The 22450-nt window shown below is 68.9% G+C and carries 23 protein-coding genes; 14 read left to right on the top strand and 9 right to left on the bottom strand.

The genetic code is table 11. From position 1 onward, the window contains the following. Window positions 1–19: 19 nt before the first annotated feature. Window positions 20–631: a hypothetical protein gene (locus tag AB0M29_RS31245; RefSeq protein ID WP_365388735.1), complete on the bottom strand. Its 612-nt coding sequence runs from the start codon at window positions 629–631 to the stop codon at window positions 20–22. Window positions 632–1189: 558 nt separating this feature from the next. On the opposite strand from AB0M29_RS31245, the gene AB0M29_RS31250 reads away from it, so the two are divergent. The 6 genes from AB0M29_RS31250 to AB0M29_RS31275 all read left to right on the top strand — a co-directional run bounded on the left by AB0M29_RS31250 (window position 1190) and on the right by AB0M29_RS31275 (window position 7776). After that, complete coding sequence (locus tag AB0M29_RS31250; protein WP_365388736.1) at window positions 1190–2821, top strand: serine/threonine protein kinase; 1632 nt, start codon at window positions 1190–1192, stop codon at window positions 2819–2821. Between the two features lie 189 nt (window positions 2822–3010). Continuing rightward, window positions 3011–4102 (top strand): hypothetical protein, encoded by a 1092-nt coding sequence (locus AB0M29_RS31255; RefSeq protein WP_365388738.1) that lies wholly within the window; start codon window positions 3011–3013, stop codon window positions 4100–4102. After that, window positions 4095–5747 (top strand): polyprenyl synthetase family protein, encoded by a 1653-nt coding sequence (locus tag AB0M29_RS31260; RefSeq protein ID WP_365388740.1) that lies wholly within the window; start codon window positions 4095–4097, stop codon window positions 5745–5747. The genes AB0M29_RS31255 and AB0M29_RS31260 overlap by 8 nt, the downstream gene beginning before the upstream one ends. Then, on the top strand, window positions 5744–6523 hold the full coding sequence (locus AB0M29_RS31265) for a hypothetical protein (RefSeq protein ID WP_365388742.1): 780 nt from the start codon (window positions 5744–5746) through the stop codon (window positions 6521–6523). Before AB0M29_RS31260 ends, AB0M29_RS31265 begins: the two co-directional genes overlap by 4 nt. A 72-nt stretch (window positions 6524–6595) precedes the next feature. Next, on the top strand, window positions 6596–7066 hold the full coding sequence (locus AB0M29_RS31270; RefSeq protein WP_365388744.1) for a hypothetical protein: 471 nt from the start codon (window positions 6596–6598) through the stop codon (window positions 7064–7066). Between the two features lie 242 nt (window positions 7067–7308). After that, window positions 7309–7776 (top strand): hypothetical protein, encoded by a 468-nt coding sequence (locus tag AB0M29_RS31275; RefSeq protein ID WP_365388747.1) that lies wholly within the window; start codon window positions 7309–7311, stop codon window positions 7774–7776. A 55-nt stretch (window positions 7777–7831) separates the two neighbouring features. On the opposite strand, the gene AB0M29_RS31280 is transcribed toward AB0M29_RS31275, so the two are convergent. Further along, entirely contained in the window at window positions 7832–9013 is a 1182-nt protein-coding gene (locus AB0M29_RS31280) for a relaxase domain-containing protein (RefSeq protein WP_365388748.1), read from the bottom strand. Between AB0M29_RS31280 and AB0M29_RS31285 the strand changes: the two genes are divergently transcribed. From AB0M29_RS31285 to AB0M29_RS31305, 5 genes are all read left to right on the top strand, one after another. After that, window positions 8954–9412: a hypothetical protein gene (locus tag AB0M29_RS31285; RefSeq protein ID WP_365388813.1), complete on the top strand. Its 459-nt coding sequence runs from the start codon at window positions 8954–8956 to the stop codon at window positions 9410–9412. The genes AB0M29_RS31280 and AB0M29_RS31285 overlap by 60 nt on opposite strands. A 49-nt stretch (window positions 9413–9461) precedes the next feature. Beyond that, a complete protein-coding gene (locus tag AB0M29_RS31290; RefSeq protein ID WP_365388749.1) occupies window positions 9462–9716 on the top strand; it encodes an antitoxin in 255 nt (84 codons plus the stop codon). Then, entirely contained in the window at window positions 9713–10084 is a 372-nt protein-coding gene (locus AB0M29_RS31295) for a fic family toxin-antitoxin system, toxin component (protein WP_365388751.1), read from the top strand. Before AB0M29_RS31290 ends, AB0M29_RS31295 begins: the two co-directional genes overlap by 4 nt. An 846-nt stretch (window positions 10085–10930) precedes the next feature. Beyond that, window positions 10931–11254 (top strand): DUF2283 domain-containing protein, encoded by a 324-nt coding sequence (locus tag AB0M29_RS31300; protein WP_365388797.1) that lies wholly within the window; start codon window positions 10931–10933, stop codon window positions 11252–11254. A gap of 49 nt (window positions 11255–11303) precedes the next feature. After that, window positions 11304–12179 carry an SAM-dependent methyltransferase gene (locus AB0M29_RS31305; protein ID WP_365388753.1) on the top strand — a complete coding sequence of 292 codons (876 nt, stop codon included), beginning with the start codon at window positions 11304–11306 and terminating at the stop codon, window positions 12177–12179. A gap of 58 nt (window positions 12180–12237) precedes the next feature. Here the strand turns inward: AB0M29_RS31305 and AB0M29_RS31310 are convergent, their stop codons facing one another. Together AB0M29_RS31310 and AB0M29_RS31315 are read right to left on the bottom strand one after the other, a co-directional pair. Next, window positions 12238–13068, bottom strand: coding sequence for a helix-turn-helix transcriptional regulator (locus AB0M29_RS31310; protein WP_365388755.1), 831 nt, complete (start codon window positions 13066–13068; stop codon window positions 12238–12240). Between the two features lie 201 nt (window positions 13069–13269). Beyond that, window positions 13270–13521 (bottom strand): DUF397 domain-containing protein, encoded by a 252-nt coding sequence (locus AB0M29_RS31315; protein WP_365388756.1) that lies wholly within the window; start codon window positions 13519–13521, stop codon window positions 13270–13272. 632 nt (window positions 13522–14153) lie between these two features. Between AB0M29_RS31315 and AB0M29_RS31320 the strand changes: the two genes are divergently transcribed. The 3 genes from AB0M29_RS31320 (at window position 14154) to AB0M29_RS31330 (ending at window position 16471) form a co-directional block, all read left to right on the top strand. Further along, window positions 14154–14333 carry a hypothetical protein gene (locus AB0M29_RS31320; protein ID WP_365388758.1) on the top strand — a complete coding sequence of 60 codons (180 nt, stop codon included), beginning with the start codon at window positions 14154–14156 and terminating at the stop codon, window positions 14331–14333. A 354-nt stretch (window positions 14334–14687) separates the two neighbouring features. Further along, entirely contained in the window at window positions 14688–15653 is a 966-nt protein-coding gene (locus tag AB0M29_RS31325; RefSeq protein WP_365388760.1) for a helix-turn-helix transcriptional regulator, read from the top strand. Window positions 15654–15661: 8 nt separating this feature from the next. Beyond that, complete coding sequence (locus AB0M29_RS31330; protein WP_365388799.1) at window positions 15662–16471, top strand: MFS transporter; 810 nt, start codon at window positions 15662–15664, stop codon at window positions 16469–16471. Between the two features lie 409 nt (window positions 16472–16880). Here the strand turns inward: AB0M29_RS31330 and AB0M29_RS31335 are convergent, their stop codons facing one another. The 5 genes from AB0M29_RS31335 to AB0M29_RS31355 all read right to left on the bottom strand — a co-directional run bounded on the left by AB0M29_RS31335 (window position 16881) and on the right by AB0M29_RS31355 (window position 22096). After that, window positions 16881–17258 (bottom strand): SMI1/KNR4 family protein, encoded by a 378-nt coding sequence (locus AB0M29_RS31335; protein WP_365388762.1) that lies wholly within the window; start codon window positions 17256–17258, stop codon window positions 16881–16883. A gap of 210 nt (window positions 17259–17468) precedes the next feature. Beyond that, window positions 17469–18287 carry an IclR family transcriptional regulator gene (locus AB0M29_RS31340; protein WP_365388764.1) on the bottom strand — a complete coding sequence of 273 codons (819 nt, stop codon included), beginning with the start codon at window positions 18285–18287 and terminating at the stop codon, window positions 17469–17471. Window positions 18288–18419: 132 nt separating this feature from the next. Then, complete coding sequence (locus AB0M29_RS31345; protein WP_365388765.1) at window positions 18420–20138, bottom strand: dihydroxyacetone kinase subunit DhaK; 1719 nt, start codon at window positions 20136–20138, stop codon at window positions 18420–18422. A gap of 309 nt (window positions 20139–20447) precedes the next feature. Further along, the gene (locus AB0M29_RS31350) at window positions 20448–20894 is read right to left on the bottom strand and encodes an ATP-binding protein (RefSeq protein ID WP_365388766.1); all 447 of its coding nucleotides are present in this window, start codon (window positions 20892–20894) and stop codon (window positions 20448–20450) included. A 146-nt stretch (window positions 20895–21040) separates the two neighbouring features. Further along, window positions 21041–22096 carry an alpha/beta hydrolase gene (locus AB0M29_RS31355; RefSeq protein ID WP_365388768.1) on the bottom strand — a complete coding sequence of 352 codons (1056 nt, stop codon included), beginning with the start codon at window positions 22094–22096 and terminating at the stop codon, window positions 21041–21043. Between the last annotated feature and the right edge of the window lie 354 nt (window positions 22097–22450).

The raw sequence follows: 22450 nt of genomic DNA on the forward strand, positions 1-22450 counted from the left end.
GGCTCCTCGACCCCGGCCCTCAGTCCTCGTCCTCGATGACCTCGGCCTTGAGCTTGGCCGGTGGCGCGGTGCCGATCTGCGCGGAACCGTCGGTGAAGCGGCCGGGTCCGGCACCGTCGACGGCTTCGAGGCCGCAGGTGTAGACGAGGCAGTCCTTGTCCTCGCCGGTCGTGTTCAGGTGCACGTGGTAGTTGAAGGTCAGGGTGCGCCCGTCGTCGCTGACCTTGGCCTGTACGGGAGGCAGGTTGCCGCCCGTCGTCTGGTCCATGCGCTTGTACTGTGAGCCCACCATGCCGTTCCAGCGGAATCCTGTAGGGGCGGCGAAGACGTGCTCGCGTTCGCCCGCGTCGACGGTCTCCGTCCAGTTCGGTGTCCGGACGCAGATGTTGATGGTGGTGCCGAGGCCGCCGGCGGCGTCCTCGACACCACCTTCCTGCCACACCACGAGGTCCAGCTTCTGCGCGCGGCCCTGCTCGTAACCCCAGTCGTAGCCGTTCGCGTACTGGTCCTTCTCGGCGCGCTTGCCGTCGCGCGGCGGGTCGGCGTGCGGGAGCCCTGCGAGCGCGTCGGCGCGCCCCTGGTCCTCACCTCGTTTGTAGGCTTCCTTCTTGGACTGCACCTCGGTTGCCATCTCCATGTCCTCCTGGACCTGTGCGCTTGTTGGCTTGGGAGCAAGGCGTGCGGCGAAAAGCGGGGCGGACGTGCAAGCCGACCGCCAGAAGGCCGCGGTGTCACCGAACGCCGGGGCGGCGCCCGGAGAACGGCACGCGGGACGCTTCCTGGGGCTGCAAGGGGCGTTCGGGCGGGGCATGACCCGCGCCGGCCGCCCTCACTCTCCATCGTGAGCCAGGATCCAGAGCGATATGCGGTCATTCACCCGTATGCGAATGCGGGATCGATCCTGCACCACCTGTTCGAGTGGAACTGAAGCGCATCGGGGCACATGGGTGCGGAAAGCGGCAGCCCCGCATGCCCTGAGTGCGCCGACACCCCTGCCGCCCGGTGCCGCCCTCGTACGGGTGAGCGCGCGGTGCGCTGCTCCTCCTCGGGCGACCCGGCCGGTATGCAGGGGACCGTCGACGTCGACAACGCCTCGGAAGGAGACGGACATGCGGGAGATGAGCGCGTGGCAGCAGAAGGGGCCGGGCATCGCTGAAGCCCGGCCGCAGCGGCGCCGGGTGGTGAGCGCGTGACGGCGACGACCGCACGGCTCCGGGGGCGCGTGGCGGTCCCCGCGGACGTGCCGGGCGGGCCTGTCACCGTGGCGGGGAACGGCGCGGCCGGGTTCTCCGGGGACGACGGGCCCGCACGGGAAGGACGGTTGGCCTTCCCCGCGGACGTGGCGGTGGGGGGCGGGTCGGTCTTCGTCGCCGACCACGCCAACCACCGGATCCGGCGGGTCGACGCGCACGGCACACTGACGACGATCGCCGGGGACGGATGGCGCGGCTTCGCCGGGGACGGGGCGGAGGCGGTACGGTCCCGGCTCGGCTTCCCGAGCGCCCTCGCGGTCGGCCCGGACGGCGCGGTGTACTTCGCCGACGAGATGAACCACCGGGTCCGCCGGATCAACCCCTCGGGTGTCATCGACACCGTCGCGGGAGACGGCATCAGGGGCGGCGACGGTGACGGCGGCCCCGCCGACCGCGCCCGGCTGAACTCCCCCTGCGCCCTGGCCGTGGACGGCGCGGGATCGCTGTACATCGGCGAAGCGGGCAGCCCCCGGGTGCGCGGAGTCGGCCCCGACGGCGTCATCGGTACGGTTGTCGCGGCGTCGGGACCGTCCGCCGTCGCCGGTGCGGCCGACGCCGGCGCCACGTTCGTGCCCGCAGGCCTGGCGACCGACGCCGCCGGTCAGCTGTACATCGCCGACCCCGCGGGCCGGCGGGTGCTGCTCCTGGGCGGGGACGGCACGCTCCGGGTGCTGGCGGGGCCGCCGGGTGGGAGCGACGGCGCGGTGGGGGTCGACTGGAGTGCGCCGTGCGCGGTCGCCGTCGACACCCAAGGGGCCGTCTACGTCGCCGATGTGAACGGACACCGGGTGTGGCGGCTGGCCGAGGGAGCCGCCGAGGTCATCGCAGGGACCGATCCGGCGACGGACGAAGCCGGGGTCCCGGGCAGCGACGAGGCGGCCGCCATGTCGCTCGCCTATCCCTGCGGCCTGGCGGTGGACCCGGCCGGACGGCTGCTCGTGGCGGACAACTTCCACCACCGGATCGCAGCTTTGCCCCTCGCCCTCGACACCCCGCAGGCCGCCGAGCCGGAGCAGAAGCCTGAGACGGGGCCGGAACCCGAGGCGGAGGCGGGGCCGGAACCCGAACCAGAGCAGGAGCCAGAGCCGGAAGCGGAACCCGAAACGGGCCCCGAAGCCGACGCCCCGAGCGTCCCTGCCACAGCGGCCGCACAGCTCCTGGTCCGCCAGGAGGTCGGCGTCGAAGTACCGCGCGGCGGCAGCGAGCTGCTCCACGTACGCGTCTCGTCCACCGACCCCTGGGTGCCGGGACGGGTGGAGCACCGTTTCACGGCTCCGACGGGCTTCCTCTTCGACGGCCGGGCGACCTGCGCGTACTACCGTGCGGATCGTACGGTGCTGCCCGGCGGGAGGACGACGGCGGCGGTACGGGCCGGTGGCAGGGAACTGGCCGTCACGGACGAGCCTCGCCTGAACACCGCGGACCATCCGGCGGCGGCCCTGGTCTACACGCTCGGCATCCAGGCCCTGACGGACGCCGTGCCGGGCCGGTTCACCGACGGACTGGCCGTCATCGCGGGGCAGCCCGAAGTGCGCCTGAAGGCAAGCGTTCTGGAGGACGACGACTAAGGCGGTGCCGGACCCGGCCTGGTCGGCACCAGCGCGGCTCCACCCAGCCGCATGTGGATGATCCGCCATAGGCGGCTGTTTGCGCTTTCAAACCCTCAGCATGTAACTAAACGTTTCTTTACTCCCCTGTCACCCGCCTGATCGTGACGATTTGTAATCAATCAGTTGCAGTGAGTTACCGTGTGTCACGTGTCCCCTCCCCTTTCCCTCCTCCCGAAACTCGGTCCGCCGGGCCCCTTCCCGGGCGCTCCGCTCACCCATCCGCTGGACCGCAGGTGGTTGCACTACGCGTTCCTGTCCCGCAGCGGACGGCAGGCCCTCATCGCCAACCTGTCCGTCCTGGGGTCCTCCACCGGAACCGTCTTCGCGGATCCGGGCGCCCCGGCCACCGGACGCCGCAGCGGCACCGGTTCGGCCGCCGAGGGGCAGCACATGGCCGTCCTCCTGGTCTACGCGGAGGGGCACGGCTGGAGTGCGACGCAGTTCAACGCCGACCAGCCCGAACTGCCCTGGTCGGCCTTCCGTTTGCCGCATCCGCACGGCGAGCCCGGCGCGTTCCGGGTGGCGGCCGGGTCAGGGGTGCCCGCGGCGGACGTGACGCTGACCCGGACCAGCAGGCCGTGCACCTCGCAGTGCGCGCCGTTCGGCGAGGACGAACACCTGCGGTGGCAGTCAGAGCCCGGCGTCCTGGGCACCGGAACCCTGCGGCACAGCGACGGTACGGCCACGGAGACGGACCTGCTGGGCTATCACGAACGGGTACGGGGCCGGTGGTCCTGGCCCACGCTCGGCGGCTGGGTGTTCGGCTTCGTCAACGACCCCTCAGGGCCCGCCGACGCCGCGCCGCCCTCGGCCGTGGTCTTCACCCTGATCCAGCCCGCCCGCCCGGCGGACGCAGCCAACGGATCGGTGATGCTGTGGCGCGACGGACGCATGATCCGCCACTTCCCGCGCCGCAACCTGCGGGTCGCGGTCAGCGGCAGCCTGGACCGCGACCGGGTCACCCTCGTACCGCCGCTGGCGGACACACTGGGAACCCCGCCGATGGCCGCGGTGCCCGGCCAGCTGCTGATCACGGCCCGCCTCGGCGATGACCGGCTCGTCCTCGACTTCCGCTCGCACACCGCAGGCCGGATCGCCAACCCCTCCGAGACCAGCCTGCACCCCTTCAGCGTGCACGAAACGCTCGGCCCCTGCACCGTCGAGGGCCGGGTCGGCGGGCGCCGTATCGGCTTCAGCACCGAGGGCATCGTGGAGTTCGCCGGAGGTGCCCATGACTGACACCACGCTCGCGTTCACCGGCGCCCGGCTGCTGGACGAGACCGTCGCCGCCCTGTCCGACCGGGCACCGGCGATCCTCGCCGCCGCGGCCGACCAACTGCGCGGCATCCGGCTCGGACTGCACTTCAACGACGGCAGCCAGGCCACACTCACCGCCCGGCACAGCCGTATCGTCGTGGACCAGGACCGCTGCCCCGATCCGGACGTCGAGGTCGCCTTCGACGACCGGGCCATGAACCTGCTCTTCGACCTCCAGCGCGCCCCGGTCGACCAGGTCCTGCCCGACAGCCTCGACGTCCGCGGCTCCCGCGACGACAGCCTCGCAGTATGGCGAGCCTTCACCCTGCTGTCCCAGCGCGCGGCCGGCCTGCGCAGCATGCAGGAACTCTGGGGCACCTACCGCGAACAGGCGCCCCAGCTGTGGGGAGCCACGGTCCCCGCCACAGGGGAACCCCCCGCCGACCTGGTCGACTGGACGGCGCTGGACTTCCTCGCCCGACGAACGCCCGACGACGCCCCGGCGCCGCTCGCGCTGATCGGCGGCACCACCATCGAGGCGCCGCGCCTGCTGTGGGACGGCCGCACCAGCACCGACTGGTCGCTGGAGTACACCGTCCGCGACGCGGACCTGATGGAGACCATGCACCGGTGCCGGGCCCGTACCAACGAGGAGATCGAACGGCTCCTGCCCGACCGGGAACCGCGTGCCGAACTGTACGACCTCATGCGCTCCTACCCGGCACGGCAGGGCAAGGGCCTGCGGCCGACCCTGACCATCGCAGCCTGCGCCGCCCTCGGGGGACGGCCCGACGACGCCGTACGCGCCGCGGCCGCGCTGGAGTTGTTCCACAACGGCTTCCTCGTCCACGACGACATCGCCGACGAGTCCACGCACCGACGCGGCCTGCCGACCATGCACGAGGAACACGGCCTCGGCCTGGCCGTGAACGTGGGCGACGGCCTGAACCTGCTCGCCGTCGACGCCGTCCTGTCCAACCTCGAATCCCTCGGCCTGGCCCGCACCCTCGGCCTCATCCACGAGGCGGTGCACATGTGCCGGGAGTCCATCGAGGGGCAGGCCATGGAACTGGGCTGGATCCGCCACGACACCGTCCCCGAGGCCGACGCGTCCTACTTCACCATGAGCACCAAGAAGACCGGCTGGTACACCTGCATGAGCCCGTGCCGCATCGGCGCGGTCTGCGCAGGCGTCACCGACCCTTCGGTACTGGGCCGGTTCGACGAGGCGTTCCGCCTCATCGGCATCGCCTTCCAGATCCAGGACGACATCCTGAACCTGGTCGGCGACGAGGCCCTCTACGGCAAGGAGCCCCTCGGCGATCTGCTCGAAGGCAAGCGCACCGTGATGCTGATCCACCTCTTCCGCACCGCGCAGCCCTACGAGCGCCCCCGGCTGCTCGACGTGCTGTGCCGGCGTCGTACCGACAAGACCCAGCAGCACGCCGAGGAACTCCTCGGCGCCATGCGGCGGCACGGCTCCATCGAGTACGCCACCGATCTCGCCGACCGGCTCGCAGCCGAAGGCATCGCCCGCTTCGAGGAAGACCTCCAGGTCATCCCCGAGAACGAAGGCAAGGCCGTCCTGCGGCAGATCGCCCACTACGTCACCTCAAGGCCACTGTGACCACCACGACCTCACCGCCGCCGCCCGGCCCCGCCGCCACCGGCGCGCTGACCACGACCGACCACCGGGCCCTCGCCTTCCTCGACCGGGTCAACACCTGCCTGCGCGAGTGCCTGTGCACCCTGGCCCGACACGGTGTCGCGCTGCGCCGCGACGACGGCGAACGCGCCCGCCTGCTCCTCGACACGGTCAGGCCCTGGCCCTTCTACAAGGGCGGCCAGTTCCTCTTCGACCTGATGGAGTGGGAGGACCTCATGGTCGACGGCGATCCCCCGCCGCTGATGCCGGCCGAACGGATCGTCGCCGCCTTCACCCTGCCCGTGCAGTGGATCGCCGCCGCCACCGCGGAGACCCCCGCCGCGGCGAACCTGATCCCCGGCCAGCGCACCGCCGCCGCCCTCGACTTCCCGCTGCGGCTGCTGGCCACGACCGCCAGGACCGCGTTCCTGGGCGCCGCACAGGACCTCACGCACCTGCTCGGCTCACCCGCCGACAAGGCCGCCGGCCAGGACTCGGCCCAAACCACTGATCAGGCCACGGACCAGGACGCGACCCACGACGACCCCGAACCGGACACCCTCCCAGAATCCGACGGCCAGGACACCCCGGCCGGCGGCGAACTGCCGCCGCTGGAAGGGGGCTTCTACCTCTACGAAGACATCGTCCTGGGCGCCCTCGACGTCCTCGGCCCGGTCCTGGCCGACCACGCACCCACCGACACCACCACCCCCTCCGCCCCGCCCACGGAGACCGTCACCGATCCCGACGGCCCCTGAGCAGGCCCCCCAAGCCCGCCACCGGCGGGTCCGCCCACGCGGACATCACCCATCCACAGAAAGGGAATTCCCATGGCCACGCAGACCCAGGCCCCAGTCGAACCGGGTTCCGAGAACAAGCTGTACATCCTCCAGCAGGGCATCGTCGAGGACGCTCCAGGCGGCGTTCCGGCGCACCTCAGCTTCGGCATCCTCAGCACCGTGCCGGACCCGGTGAACCCCGGCGACATCACCATCAGCCTGAAAGCACCCACGGGCTTCGCCTTCACCAGCTGGCTGTCGTGGGCATACCACGACGTCAACACGCTCCAGGCCAAGGGCAACATGAACACCACCCAGGGCACCCTCGGCGACGGCGGCCGCACGCTGACCTTCACCCAGAACCCGTACCTGGCCAGCAACCAGGAAGCCCTCGGCTACGCCGCCCAGGTCACGGCCGTCGACGGCGCGACTCCCGGCCGCTACACAGACGGCCAGCTCAAAGTGGGCGCCGCAAGCCCGATCAAGCTGAAGGGCCGCGTCCTCGACGCCAACGAGGACTGATCTCCGCTGCGGCGGACCGGTCCGCCGGTGGTTCCGCGGCGGTACGCGGCCACCGGCGGGACCGGGACGCGGTGACCGGCACCGCAGCCCCGTTTCGGGTGGTTTGCCGGGCAATCCCGCTGTCAGCGTGTGCGGGTTGCGGCACACTGCGAGCATGGTGCGCAGCAGGTAGTTGAGTGTGCGGGTGGAGCTGGTCGGCGGTGGGATGGCTGGGACATTGTGGCCTCGGCCGGGCAGGATCTTTGCTGTCAGTCGCATTCGTCCGCTGGGACGGCACCCACCTTCACGCTTTCGAATTCCCCGTGATCGGCAAGCGGGCCACCGAACACCGCTACTGCGACGTGGAAGACCCGGACAGTGAGCTGGACGCGGACCAGGTCCGGGTCGGGGACGTCGCGCAGGAGTTCAGCTACACCTTCGATCTGGGTGACAACTGGCGTCACCACCGCCAGGTCGGGAAGCAGCCCATCGACCCGGCCCAAGAGCTGGGCGTGATCCCCGACATGCCGCTGCCGTACTGGGGCTGGGGCACCATCCCGGACCCCAACGGGCGGATGTGGGACGGCGACGACGGCGACAGCCCCGCCCCCGCCACACCGCACAAATCCTGGCCCTGGGCGAACGCCCACAGCCCGACCCTGACCACCTTGCACTGCCCAGGCCAGTACACCCAGCTCACCGCAACCCCGCACACACACAGCCGACGCTGACACCAACCAGCATCCAGCGGCGCGTTGCTTGGATGTACGACGCCGGGCCCGTCCCTCACCGATCCGAGCCCGCCAGCAGACGCCCGCAGGGTCCAGCCCGACAGCCATGGGCACGTCCAGCGTTCAGGCGGCAGGCTGACCGAGCAATCTGGGGCTCGTCCCGGAGGCGCGGGGAGCTGGGATCTGGTGGAGCTAGGCATGGTCGGCTCCCCGGGGTCATCACCGCGGGCGCGGGAAACGGCTTGCTCTTGCCCTTGGTGGCGTTGAGCGTGGCGAGTTCATCCCCGCGGGTGCGGGGAGCAGCTGTGCTCGACCATGTGCTGCATCTCCTCGGCGGGAACAGCCCCGCGGGTGCGGGGAGCAGGACCATGTCGGGATCTACATCGGCAACGGGCAGGGAACAGCCCGGCGGGTGCGGAGCGCAGGGCGGCCGCGCCGGCGCCGTCCAGACCGAGACGGGAGCAGCCCCGCGGGTGCGGTCGAGCTCGTCGACCACCTGTTCCCGGCAGCACGGATGTACGGCATGACGGCACGCCCTGCTCCCCGCGCCCGCGGGGCTGTTCCCCGAGCAGTTCTTCGCGAACAGTGCGGAGCCCGGCTGCTCCCCGCGCCTGCGGGGCTGTTCCCGGCCCTGTGGGGCCAGCAGGATGTAGACGACCGCGGCGACGTCGACGGCCGCTAGGTCCACGTCGACGACGGTCACCGCGCCGGAACTGCCGGGCGCCACGGTGGTGATCCAGGCGGCGCGGATCGCCGTGGCGGCGCGGCAGCACAGGGCGACCAGCCCGTCGATGACCGCGGCCCCGAACCGGCTGATCGCGTCGGCACGCCACCGGCGGCGCAGCTCCGTCAGGGCCAGCGGCGTCCTCTTACGCCTGCGTGTGTCGTCGGCGGCCTGCTGCATCAGCCTCGAGCGCGCCCGCCGGTCGGCGCGTAACCGCGGGCGGCCTCGTAGGGTGGAGTACCAGGCGATGAGCTCCGCCGGGACCCCAGGGATCTGCATCATCGGCCGCAGCCCCGGCGTCGGCGTGCGCGGCACGGTTGCCAACCCGAGCCGTTCGCAGACAGCACCCGCTGGTTGTAGAGCGCCCCGGCCGCCGCCACATGCGCACAGCGTCCGCGAGTCCAGATGCCCCCACTTCCCCTCGGCGCGCAGCACCTTGACCGACACCACCAGGTGATCGTGCAGCAGCGGCATCCGGTGCCGGGAGTCGTAATGCCGAAACCGTGCCACCACCAGGCCGCCCGCACGCTCACGCTCGCCGACCGCACCCGCATCTCGGCTACCCAGACGTTGCAGCCGATCGACGCCCCGACCACCGACGTCTTCTGCTCAGGGCATGCCTTCGTACCCGACGGACGCCTATTGGTATCCGGAGGAAACGAGAAGTGGCTAAATGTCGCCGCCTCCACCGGCCATCCGGACCCGCATTTCAATCACCATACTGGTTTGCGTGATACGTGGACCTTCCACCCGCTGCCGGACCGGGACGGGAAGTACTGGAGACGTGAAGAGCCTATGGCTGGCGGCCGCTGGTACCCAAGTCTTGTGACCCTCAGCGGCGGCGACCTTCTTGCGCGTTCTCGCGCGGCGGCCAACCGGCCGGGACGGGCTGCGCCCGGCGGGCAGCGGTAATCTGCGACACGGCTTGTAGCAGCTTGCACACGCCGCTACGCTCGGCTTCATGGGTGAGAAGAAGCAGATCAACATCCGCATCGATGCGGACCAGTACCCCGACGTCGAGGCCCGCGCTACAGCCGCCGGCATGAGCGTGAACGAGTACGCGACCACGCTGATCACCGATGACGCCAACGACCTGCGACACCGCTTCCTGCGCGCGGGCGCCCACTTCACCGACGCCTGGGCGGACGAGTTCGCCGAGCAGTTCGGCCAGCCCCCGGCCAAGACCACCGACGAGCGCCGCGGGACCGCCGCGTGATCATTGCGATCGACCGCGCCTGGCTCCTCGACCTGGCGCACCAGGCGCTGCCCGGCGACCCGGACCCCACAGACTTCGGAACGCTGGCGGCCGCCGTCGCTCGGCACGCCGACCGGGTCATGGACACGTACGTCTACACCGACGTGCACCACCGCGCGGCCGCACTGATGCACCAGCTCGTGCGCGTGCCCGCCCTGGAGCACTCCAACGAGCTGTTCGGCGCGGTCGTCGCCGCTTCCTACCTAGCCGCCAGCGGCGTCGTGGTCACCGCCACCGCGAAGCAGGCCGCCTCGCTGGCTGCCCAGGTCCGCGAAGGCTTGGATGTGCGCTCCACGGCCGAAGAGATCCGCGGCTGGATCGCCGCATAGGCGCCGCCCGGGCCATACCGCAGCGACGCCCGGCCTGAGACGGACAGCCGACACCCAGGCGGACGATCGCCGGCAGCGTCGTGGTGCCGACGGTCTCAGGCACCGGTTCCGGCTCGCCTGGTCAGCAGATCAGCAGATACTGGGGTGCTGCGGTCGGGCTGACCGCGCCTCGGACAGGGTGATCGGCGTCTCGGTCGCCGTACATTGCCGCGCCGAGCCGCCGCCGCAGGCATCAGTTCCCGAACCCACCGCCTGCAAGTCAGCGGAGGACTGCAGGGGTGGCGGCGCAGGCGAGGGTGAGGACGACTGCGAACACCGCGGCCGCGCGCGTGATGGCGGCCGGGATGGTGGCCCGGCGATCACGGATTCGGATTCCGGTAGCTGGGATGGCCGCTGCCGCTGCGGAATCCCCATGACCTGGAACCCCACCCCTCCGGGCAGGTGGCCAGTGACCAGGCCAGCGTTGCCAGGGTATGTGGAGCGTGCGTGCGCACGGACCCTCCCACTTGGCGGTGCTGCGCTGCAAGTTGCGTCCCGGGACAATCGCCCTTCCCACCGACGGCGATCGATCCCGGCACGGTTCAGATGCCCCGTCCCGACCGACGCGGTCCCTCCAAGACGGCGGCACGGCTCGTACGTCGATCTCGGTGAGGCGCAGTGCCACGGTGATGACGAACTGGCTGCAGAAGTCGAACTCCTCCTGATTGCGGGCATACCTGGGTTCTGCGTAGAAGCCGGGGGCCGCCGAATTGCCGAAGTAGCCCACATCCGGGGGTGAGTCGGGTGAACCGCTGGTACTGGTGGAAGTCCACGCCCAACGCCAAGAGGCAGGTGGGCGTTGACGCGGTGGTCAACCTCGACTTCGACGAGCAGGGCCGCCTCATCGGCATCGAGGTGTTGGCGGCCAGTTCACAATTGCCCAAGTACTGCTCCAGTCCGCGGAGCGGCTGGACACCGAAGGCTCATGAACCGTCGGGCACCGTCCTGGCGGCGACCGCGGTGCGACGTGCCGCAGGTCGAAAGAGGCTCATGCGATGTTTGGCCACGTTTGCCATCGCCAGGTACCTGATGCCCGAGGATTCTCGTGGCATATGCCAACTCCGCACTCTAGGTGGCACGGTGTGTCTTGCACTGTATAAGGGAAGTTTCCGATGGGTAGTCCAATCTTGACCCATGCACCTCCGGCCCGCGGAGGTGCATAGTTGCAGGTTGAGCCTTAGTGGAGCTCATCGGCGTGGCGGAGCAGAAAGGCGAGGGTGCAATGTGCGAGGGGGAGCCGCAGTATGCTGGTAGAACTCGGGTTCGATTAGACCAGGACCGGCCGAGCGGCGCTCGAATGTCGGATTATTTTCTTGGTGGGCAAACTAACTACGTTATTGATCGTATTGCTGCGGACGAAGTGATCCGGGTATTCCCCGCCATCAGATGGGTGGCGCGCGTGAACCAGGCGTTCCTTGTCCGGTCGGTCAGGTTCTTGGCGCATGAGCGGGGGATCAGGCAGTTCTTGGAGATCGGGACGGGCATCCCGACAGCGGAGCATCTGCATGAGGCGGTGATGCGCGAGTTCCCCGAGGTCCACGTCGCCTACGTGGACAGCGACCCGGTCGTCTTGCGGTACGGGGAGATCGCGCTTGGCGGATCGGCCCTGGGCAGGACCGCCTATGTTGAGGCGGACGTGTCCGACCCGCGGGCGCTGCTGGATGCGGTCAAGCGGGCGCATCACCTGGACTTCAGCCGGCCGATGGGGGTGAGCCTGAACGGGCTGCTGCCCTTTTTGCCAGATGACCAGGACCCGTATGGCATCGTCGGCACGTTGGCGGGGCTTTTGCCGCCTGGATCGTTTCTGACGCTCTCGCACTGGACCAGGGACTTCGACCCGACCGCGTGGGCTGCGGTTGCGGAGGTCTACGCTGAGGCCGGTACGCCGGTTCAAGTGCGCAGCAGGCGCGAGGTCCTGAGGTTCTTCGAGGGCATGAGGCTTGTCGATCCGGGTCTGGTGATAGCGCACCGGTGGCGGCCGGAGCCGGCCAGCGGTCCGAGTCTGATCTCCGATGCCCAGGCGTCGTTGTATGCGGCGGTGGCTCAGATCGCGTAGCGTACGCAGGCAGCACCGTCGGTGTGGGGGTACGGGTCGTGCCCCCACACCGGGTGGCCTACAGAACCTTCTTGCGGTAGTCCTGCAGTCGCCGTAGAGCAGTCAGCGGGTTCAGGCATGTCGCCAGCAGACGGTCGAAGCCCTTGGCGTGTTCGTCAACGCGCTCGGGATCTTGGATGTACTGGCCGCCGTTGGCGAGTTCGTTGTAGACGATAGGTGGGAGCTGGCCGTCGGCGAAGTCGAAGATCGCCGTTGTGCCGATCTGCACGGGGACGTTGCGCCTGTTCAGCGGCACCATGTGGAGCACGATCCGCGGGTGATCGGCCAGGGCTATCAGGTGGTCTAGCTGGCGGCGCATGGTGGTAGATGTTCCGTAGCCCCGGGTCAGGGATACCTCATCGAGCAGGCACACCAGGACCGCCTCCGATGCGTCCAGGAAGCGTTCTTGGCGCATTGCCCGGAACTCAACGATGCGGTCCACCGCCCGCTGATCTTGGCCGGGGGCGTTCGCCCTAACAAGGGCACGCGCATAGTCCGGGACTTGGAGCAGGCCCAGGAGCTGGTGGCTTTCGTAGGAGCGGATCCGCTGGGCCACTTCCTCCAGGCTGACGTGGGTCTGCAGGAACTTGGTGGACACATCGCTCCAGGCGTCCCACCAACCAGGCTCGTTGGCCTTCAGCGCGAGGCCCATCAGGTCCTCGCGCTGGTCAAGGTCGGCCAGGCCGTAGAAGTCCATGAGCCCAGTGATCTCAGATGCTTTGAAGCTGTGCTGGCCACTCTCCATCCGGCTGATCTTGGAGCTGTAGCTCTTGCCGATAGCCTTAGCGGCCTCCGCCTCGTTGAATCCCGCAGTCGTGCGAAGTCTCCGAAGCATCTCGCCTACCAACATCCGCGGGGCCGTGGGTGCCCTCGTGGACAGGTCACCGACGGTGCGGGGTCGACGCTGCTGACTCCGGGACGGCTGAGCTGCTGGCACGGGTGAGGTCTCCTTCGTGCAGACGTGTGACTACTCCCCCTTCTTGCTCACTCATCCTGCCGCATAGGTACGACAACCGAAGTAACACCCGCACGTCTGGCCGGTTGTGATGCGTCAGATGATGCGCCGCGCGGCCACATCCTCGATAAACGCGGCCGCTTCACTGCGCGTGAAGATCAGAACAGGCCCGTCAGGGTCCTTGGAGTCGCGGAACGCGACCGCTTCCTGATCGATTCGGGCCATTTCCACGCATGCGCTCTGATGGTTGCTGTGGGAGCTTTTCCGCCAGCTCGCACCTAAATGATCACCTGCGTCACGCCCGCCTGCGGTTTTCCCCTGCCGCGAGCTCCTCTGCTGATCAGTCATGGTTTCCCCCCGGGGTATGTGGTGAACACGCCTCACGGCGTCTGCAATTGCAGACAGCCCGTCAGTGTCAGCATGTCCGTTCCCAGAGATCGTCATGCGACGCCGCAGGAGCACTCTTGGCGCCAGCCGCGCGCGGCGATCTGCAAATGCACGAGCCGGGGCAAACACGTTCCCCTTTTCGAGCCCGGCGCGCACAAGGGCGCAGGGGTGCGCCGGGCGGGAGCCGATTGAGAACGTTGTCATGTCTGTCACCTGCAGTGACATGGTCACGAGTTGAAGGGCGGCGATGCATACCACAGGGTGGCGTCAACCAGCGTTGTCCTGAGGGGATTTCGGCACAGTTACGCCGTGTACTGGTGACGCAATGCGCGAATGGACGCAGCCTGTGTCCACAGTGGGGCAGGCTGGGACTCAAACGAGTGGCTCGACATTGCTGCGCGTCCTAATGTCGCTACCCGTTGGAGCCCTGCTCCATCATCAGCCGCAGGACCCTGGCCCCACACAGGTTGGTAGCCAAGGCGCCAGGGCCCTGCGTACACGACGACCCGATAGGAGTCGCAATGGCGACATCCCCTGACCGCCGCGGCAGCAAACGTAAAACTGGCCGCCGCGTAGCCGAGGTTAACAGGCGCGTGCAATTGCGCGCGTGGAAAACCCTCGCCGTCAACGCCTCCGCAGCAGCCCCCGTGTACTGCACGGTCACCTTCCATGTGCCCCAACTGCCGCCCGGTCCCGCAGCACTGCTCGCGGCACTGACCGGCTCGGCCCTCGCCACCTGGGTCAACACCCGCGGCGGCAACCGGCGACGCTGAACGGCCCGGCCGCGAGCCACCGGCTCGCGGCCCCGCCCAGCCCGGCCCCCGGCGCAGCACACAACGTGATGGAACGGCGCACGCCACCCGCTGCCCGCGACAAAACAACCGACCGGCGCGCCGTTTTGTCACCACCACCCCGCTGCGCGCAACCTCTGCGGAAGGACACCCCCGGTGCCTGCGACGACCACCTGCCGCTCCTGCGGCAATCCGCTCCCACCGCGCACCGCTGCCTCCGGGCGCCCCCGGGACTACTGCGGCACCACATGCCGACAGGCCGCCTACCGACAACGCCGCAAACTCGAGCCCGGCACCGGCACCGCGGACAAGGCAAGCGACACTGCCGTACGAGAAATGGCCCGCGACGTGCTGGAAGAAGCACGGCACCTAGAGCGTCTCCTCGCGCGCCCTGACTCCCCCCTGCTCGACCCCGTAGAACAGGCGGTAAACCTGAGCCGGATGGTGGAAACCCTCACCGCAGGGCTCGTGGGCCGCGCCCGGCTGGGGCGAGTGCCCTGGGCCCGCTTGGGACCCGCCTTGGCCATGCAGCCCGACACCGCTCGCCGCACCTACCGCGCCGAGAAGGTGAACCGGCGCATGCGCAGCGCCGAGCGCTCCGGGCTCCCAGTCCCCGCCAAGGTCCCGCCCCCTGCGTCACCGCATGCAGTTGCGGCCAGTCATCCGCGGTCACACCTCGCCCCGGTCCTGGCCCGGCTGCACCGGGCCTCGGATATGTCGCTGCGGCAACTGGCTGACCGGTTGAACATCTCCACGTCCCAGGCATCCCGGATCCTGTCCGGCGAACGCTTCCCCAGCTGGCACCTGACCGAACGCCTGGCCCACGCCTGCGGCGCCGATCCTCTCGTACTACGCAAAGTCTGGGAGGACGAAAAACTCCGAGAGGAACAGCCACCACAACCAGGCGAACACCCACCAGACGACAACCCCGTCGACAGACTCCGCGTGGCACTTCAAACGCTCCACATCAAGGCCGGCCGCCCCGCACCCGAAGTTCTCGCCGAAGCCACCCGCGCCACATGCTGGCCCACCGAAATCTGCGCCGTCTTAGACGGGCACATCCCCCACTGGCCACTTCTGGCTGACCTCGTCCAAACCCTCGACGGAGATGTGTCCTACTTCCATCCCCTGTGGGAAGCAACCGTCACCAACCAACCAACCACCCCGACATGGTCAACCCCCACGGTCGCCTGCACTCCGGCACCGGCGACTACCCCCCGACCGCAACCCGCCGACGGACAACTCATCCACCTCTTTGAGACCTTCGCTCCGGTCCTGTCGGCATCCACCCGATGGCCCTGACCGGCAAGATGAGCGAGGGGTCAGAGTCCGGCTCTGCGCACCGCCGGACAGTACTGCTGTGCGGCATGGCCGCGTTCACGCTGGCCACTGCGCTGTGCGCCGCCGCCCAGGGATTCACGAGCATGCTGCTGTGCCGCTTCCTGGGTGGAACGAGCGCAGCGTTCGTCTCGCCGCAGATCTGGGCGGCTATCCCCCAGACGGTGCCGACAGCACGGATCGCGCGCACGATGGCGCTGGCCACGGCCGGTCTGTCGGTGTCCCAGGTCGTCGGCATCCCCGCCGGTGCCTGGCTCGCGCTGCTCTCGTGGCGCGCTCCGTTCTGGGTCGTCTCGGCGGGCGCGGCGGCCGTATGGGTGCTGCTGCTGAAGTCCTTCCCCTCGCTGCCGCCCGCCGCAAGCGCGGGCGGCAGCGGGCGCCGCGGCGTTTACGCCGATGTCCTAGGCCGAGGGCCGCTGCGGCTACTGCTGGCGGGATACCTCGTGTTCCAGACGGGGAACTTCGCCGCGATCGCCTCCTACGGATCCTGGTTCACCCGGGACTTCGCCATGGACCAGACCTCCGTGGGGGCAGCGATGATGGCCCTGGGCACCGGCAACACCGCGGGAGCGCTGCTCGGAGCCCGGCTCGTGCGCCGACTGGGGCCGCGACGGGCCCTGGCCGCGCCTTTCGTCGCCGTGGCTTGCCTCCATCGCAGCCGACGCCGCAGTCCGCGCCGGACAGGCGAACACCTGAAGGGGAGGCAGATGGCCGACCGAACGAGCCGAGCCAGCAGCGCCCCCGGAGGTACCGGGAACCGTGGGGCAGCAAGGACTCCATGAGTCACTGGTCGGCACAATGACGCGGCGGCAGTCAAGCCACCGCGGTCCGTGACGCTCGGCCACTTGATGCTGGCGTATGCACGATGGGGCAGCACACTCAAGGACTGCTGGACTAGCAGGTTGCACTCCATGCGTCCAAGAACGTCACCGGTCTGAGCGCCGGCAACCCACTGCACTGGTTGAAGCCGGGGCCGAACGTGACCAACCAGAACCACTACCACAAGAACATCCGGGTCTTTGCTGATGCCGTCGTGATCATCGACTGAACGGCCGTCGTGGCTGCTTCCGCTGAGCGACGGGTCAGCGCCCTCTTGCTGTCCCGTCTCCAGAGCGTCCGCGACGTCCTCCCACATCTGTGCGGTGTTCGCCCAGATTGGCGGCCCGTAGATGCCTTCGGACTTGCTCCAGTTCATGACACAGCCTGCGCCCCGCCCTGTCGCATATCCACGACCAGGAGATCACCCGTCGTGTCGTCCCCGACTGGGAACGCTCCGCTGAACTCCTGGCGGGACTCTCCCGCGAAGCCCTGCTCACCGTCCTGCCCGCCGTAGATGTCCAACTTCATACGCCGCAGCTCGACCAAGCACTGGAGGCCGACAGGCACGAACAGCGGCGGCAGCAGCACACCCGCACCGGGCGTGGGCACCGCCCCATCCACGAGGAGCAGCCACTCCGCCACATCGGCGGGTATCGCGAGCGTCATCGCCCGTTCCGCTTCAGCGATAGCTGCTTCGGTGGCCGGCGCCCGCAGCGAGCCGCCAGTGACGGATGCATGCTCCTGCAGCACCCGGTGGATCCTTGACCAGGTCAAGGATGCTGATCGTGTCATAGCGCCCACCATGCCCGACCATCAGCCGCTATCGAATCGAACACCGGGAAGGAGCACATCCCCATCCGCATCGAGCACCAGACGCCCGGACCCCTCACTTGTCCGGAAGGCGCGACAGACGCCGGCGCACAGGCCGACGAATGTGCTCCCCGTCCGAAGGCTCACCAGTCAGGCGATCACCCGACGAGCCATTCCCCGCGGCGCCCCCAAGTCCCGGGAGAGGTTGCGGGCAGTCTCCCGTACCGGTATCGAAAGCTCCTGACGTGCCGTTTCGGCCAGCAGCCGCTCAACAGGACCGACAATTCCGATGGCACCCACCACCTCGCCGGAACGGTCGAAAACCGGGGCGGCAATGCCCCCGACGCCGACGGCGGACTCCTGGTCCTCGACCGCGTATCCCTTCTTGGGAACCTCCTCCAACTGGTCGGCCAGAGCCCGCGGGTCGGAAACGCTCGCACCGGTGAGCATGGCCAGTTCGCCAGCCAGTAGCGCATCACGTCCCGCTGTCGACAGGTACGCCGCGATCGCCTTGCCCAGGGCGCACGTGCTCCAAGGGATGCTGGCGCCAACCTCCGGGATCTGCACGGCCCCTCCTGGTCTGAAGGTATGCTGCACGACCAGGACGTGGTCGCCGGTGAGAACGGCCACCCACACCGCCTCACCCGTGCGGGTGGCCAGCTGGTCCGCCCAGGTCAGCGAGCGGCCGCGCAATTTCTGGGTGTTCAGGTAGGCATTGCCCAGGAAGATCAGATCGGGCCCGAGCTGATACTTCGAGCTCTCCCGGTCCTTCACCACCAGGCCTTCGACCTCCAGAGTGCGCAGCAGTGCGTGGATCGTCGGCTTGGCCACCGTCAGACGATCGGCCAGCTCGGTCACTCCCAGCCGTGGTCCGGTCGCCGCGAGCTCCCGCAGGATCTGGATCGCACGCTGCACAGCCTGCACCATAAGAAACCTCTGACTCCATGTGGTGAACACTGTCTCGGTCATCCCGTATCCCGGGGCGCAGCACCTGCGCAGCCGTCACGGCGGTGCGGGGAGGGGAATCGCCTCGGGACGTGCGCTGCGGCGGGTGCCCACGTCAGCGCGTCACCCAATCGGAGCATCATCGGCTCGCCGTGGTCAGGCGATTCTGTATCGGGTGACGTCTGCGGATTCGGGCAGGCGTGTGGCCGTGTTCGGCTCGTAGACGTGTGCGAGCGCGGTGAACAGCAAGGCGATGCCCAGGGCGCCTGGGTCGGGTACACCGATGGCGCGGGTGCCCACGTAGCTGGCGCGGCCGCGTCGCGGGGTGAGGGAGGCGGTGTTCAAAGCACCCTGTACGGCTGCTTCGGCGGCCCGGGTAAAGGGGCTGTCTGTCGCGTCGCGGGCGGCGTGCAGGATGTCGATGGCGGGGGCGAGCGCGTCGACCAGAGTGCAGTCGCCGATTTCGGCACCGCCGACGCGGTGGATTACGGCAAGGCCGGAAGCGGCCGCGTCCGCGACGGCGAGTGCGTCAGGCGCGTGGTCGTCCGGCCAGGACAGGGCTGCCAACTGCTGGAAGAGGAGGCCGAAGAGGGGACCACTCGTGCCTCCCACGTCGTTGAGAAACGCCTCGGAGAGAGCAGTCATGCTGCCGGTTCCCGAGGCATTTCGTGCCACTGCATGGCGTATGCCGCCGATGAGGTTGTCACCGAAGTCGCCGTCACCGACAAGTTGGTCGAGAGTCGTCAGATTGCGGTGGGCTTGGGAGGTCGTCTCCGCGAAGCGGTCGAGGACGGCTCGGCTGGACGCGACCGGCGTGCTGGTGGACACCTGGATGGAAGCCGGCTGGACGACGGCGGACGCCGCGGCGTCGGCCGTCAAGGTGAGGGAGGGAAGCACGAGGGGCGTGTCGGCGTGTGCCGTCCACAGCTCGATCCACTCAGGCTTCATGCGAGTGAGGGTGATCGAGAAGCCAGCCATGTCCAAAGCTGCGGTGAAGGTGCCGGGCACGATGGCCAGCGGCCACACGCCGCGCGCGATCAGTACGTCGTACAGGAGCGAGCCGATGGCGTGCAGTTCCAGGTTCGTTGTGGCACCCAAGCCGTTGACGACGGCCAGCACCTGATCCTGCCCTGCGGGCAGAGCCGTGAGCAGGTCGTCGGTCATCTGCTCGACGAGCTCGTCGACAGCGCGGTGGTCGATGGTGCCCGTGCCGCGCTCACCATGGATCCCGACTCCGTACTCAAGGGTGCCAGAGGTCAGGGTGAAGGCCGGCTGACCGGTTGCGGGTGAGGTCTGGGCTCGAGCGGCGACAGCCAGACTGTGGGAGTGCGCCACGATCTCGGCGCCAAGGGTGGCGAGATCGTCGAGTGTGGCGCCCCGGTCGGCGAAGGCTCCGAGTAGCTTCTCCACGACGACCGTCGCGGCGGTACCGCGCCTGCCGGTGGCGGTGTGCTTGTTTTCGGTGGCCAGGTCGTCTTCGACCAGGACGGTGGCGACGGGAATGCCGTCGTGGCGCAGGCGCTCTGCGGCGATCTGGAAATTGATCACGTCGCCGGTGTAGTTCTTGATGATCAGCAGGACGCCGTTGGTCTTGGCGACGGCCGAACCGGCTTCGTAAATCTGCCGGTTGTGCGGAGAGGCGAAGATCTCGCCGGGACAGACGGCGTCCAGGCCGCCGGGCCCGAGCAGCCCGGTGTGCAGCGGTTCGTGTCCGGAACCGCCGCCCGCGACAAGGGCGACGGTGCGGTCTGGATTGCTCGAGCGTGCACGCAGATAGAGAGGGTCGAGGTGCACCTCGATCAGGCCCGGGTGGGCCAGGGCGAGCCCGCGTGCGGCGCTGGCGACAGTGTCGGTGGGCGGGAGGAAGTACGTCATCGTGGTGCTCCGTGAGGGTAGACGGGTGTGGATGCGGCGTTGGCGTTCTCGCGGTGAATCGGTGCAGCGGTCGGGAGTACGGGGACGCCGGTCGACCGCCCAGGACAGTTGGCCCAGGCGAGGATTCGCTTCACGGACACCGTCGAACGGCGATACGCGGGTGCACCTGGGATGCCGCCAGTGGGCGCGGGCGCTCTTGCCACCACCCGGGCAACGGTCACCGTTGGCGTGCCGAGCCTCGACGCCGCAGCTAGCCGTCACCGTGCTCCCGAGAGCGTCACGCGACGCGGTAGTCAGCGCGAGCCGCTCTCATGCCGCCGGCAGCACCGCCCATGAGGTGGTCCCTTCGGAGTGGATCCGCGTGCCGCTGCGCATGGTCAGGGCATGGACGATGGACAGGCCCCGGCCATGTTCGTCCGGAAGCAGATCGTCGGTACAGGCCGGTGCGGTGGCCAGCCCGGCGTCGGTGACCTCGATGCAGAGGACCGGGCAGCCACGGTCTGCCGGAAGGCGCCACATCCGCAGGACGACCGGGGGCAAGGCGTGCACGACGGCGTTGGTCGCCAGTTCGGAGATCACCAGCAGCGCGTCGTCGGCCGCGTCCGGCGGAATCTCCCAGTCGGCCATGAGGCCGCGGGCGCGGTGTCGCACCGCGGCAACATCCTGCACGTCCTGCTGCCAAGAGGGACAGGGCCACTCGTCGCCGGTTCGTTTCCTCTCCGGGCGGATCGTGCTGCCAACGGCTTCTGTGGTCATGGTATTGCGCCTTGCCTTCTGCCAAATGCTTCCGGATGGAGGACGTTTAACCCTCACGACGCAATCCATTATGGGCGGAAACGGAATAGCTGGAACACCGTGAGGGTAGCCCTGCTACAACCAGGCATCGCGGTGGTCACCCCGTCTCAGGCCGCGGTGAATGCTGCCCTCAGTGACTCTCCCGCCCGGACTATCGCCCGGTCCGCCTCTGGATTGACGCCCAACTGCAGCAGAAATCCATGAATCTGCCCCAGCCATCGCGTGAAGCGAACGTCCACCCCCGCGGCCAACAGCGCGGCGGCATACTGCTCGGCTTCACTGCGCAGCACGTCGTACTCGGCCACGTGAATCGTCGCAGACGGTACCCCTCGCAAGGCTCGCTGCCGAGCAGGTGCGGCCCGCACGTCGTCGCGGTCCCTCTCGTCCGGCAGGTACTGCTCCCAGTACCAACGCATCATCGCTGACGTCAGGAGGTACCCGTCGGCATACTCGCGATACGACGGCGTGTCCTGTGCCGCGTCGAGCACAGGGTAGAAGAGCAGCTGGTGGCACAGGCGAGGTCCCACTCGGCGGGAGCGCTGGGCCAGGACGGCCGCGAAGTTCGCCCCCGAGCTGTCGCCGGCGACAGCGACGCGATTGGCCCGCACACCGATCTCCGCCGCGTGCGCGGTAACCCAGTCCAGAACCGCGGCGCAGTCCTCCAATCCGCCGGGAAAAGGAGTTTCCGGGGCGAGCCGGTAACCAACGGACACCACCACGCTCCCGGAGGACTGCGCCAGAGAACGGCACACTCCATCGGTCATGTCTATGTCGCCGATCACGAATCCACCGCCGTGCACATAGAGGGTGACGGGCAGGGGTTCGCCGAGTTTCGGATAGTAGAGCCGGACGGGAATTCCGTTATCGCCTCCCACAATCGTGCGGTCCACCACGTGTGCCACGGACTTCTTTTCGGCGCCTTGGGGCGGGGTGAACATCTTCCGGAACGCGTCGGCCGTCATGGACGAGAAATCGAGGGCAGGTCCTTCGGCTGCCGCCGCGAGCAGCCGTGCCGCCTGGGGGTGCAAGGGCATGAGTGAACTCCGATTTCTATTGCGCGATGGTTCCCGCACTGTGCCGTGCGGCATGACGGCCCCGGCCTGCCAGGGCTGCGATCGGACGACGACGCTGGCGACGCGTCCGGCCAGCAGGTCGTCGAACACCGTATTGACGGCGTCCAGCGGATACGGAGAGGACAGGAGGCGATGCCCCGGGCCCCCGCACTGAGCCGGAGCAGCCGGGGAAGTCCTGCCGGGGCCGTGACGAGCCATACGTGCTGCGTTGCAGGCGCTTCTCACCGAGAACGAGGTCGAGGGGATCCCCGGCACCTGGGCGCCCGCCTTGGACAGCCCGACGACGGTCACGGTGCCGCTCCGGCGTACACATGTGAGCGCCGCGGCGATGGTAGTGGGATTCCATGATCTCCTCGGTGTGGTCGACACCGTCGGGTTCAGTTCGCCGCTTGGCCAGCGAGATCTTCATGCCCTGCGTGCCCATGGTGATCCCCGTCTGACGGC

Source organism: Streptomyces sp. NPDC051976, from assembly GCF_040680795.1.
Taxonomy (GTDB): domain Bacteria; phylum Actinomycetota; class Actinomycetes; order Streptomycetales; family Streptomycetaceae; genus Actinacidiphila.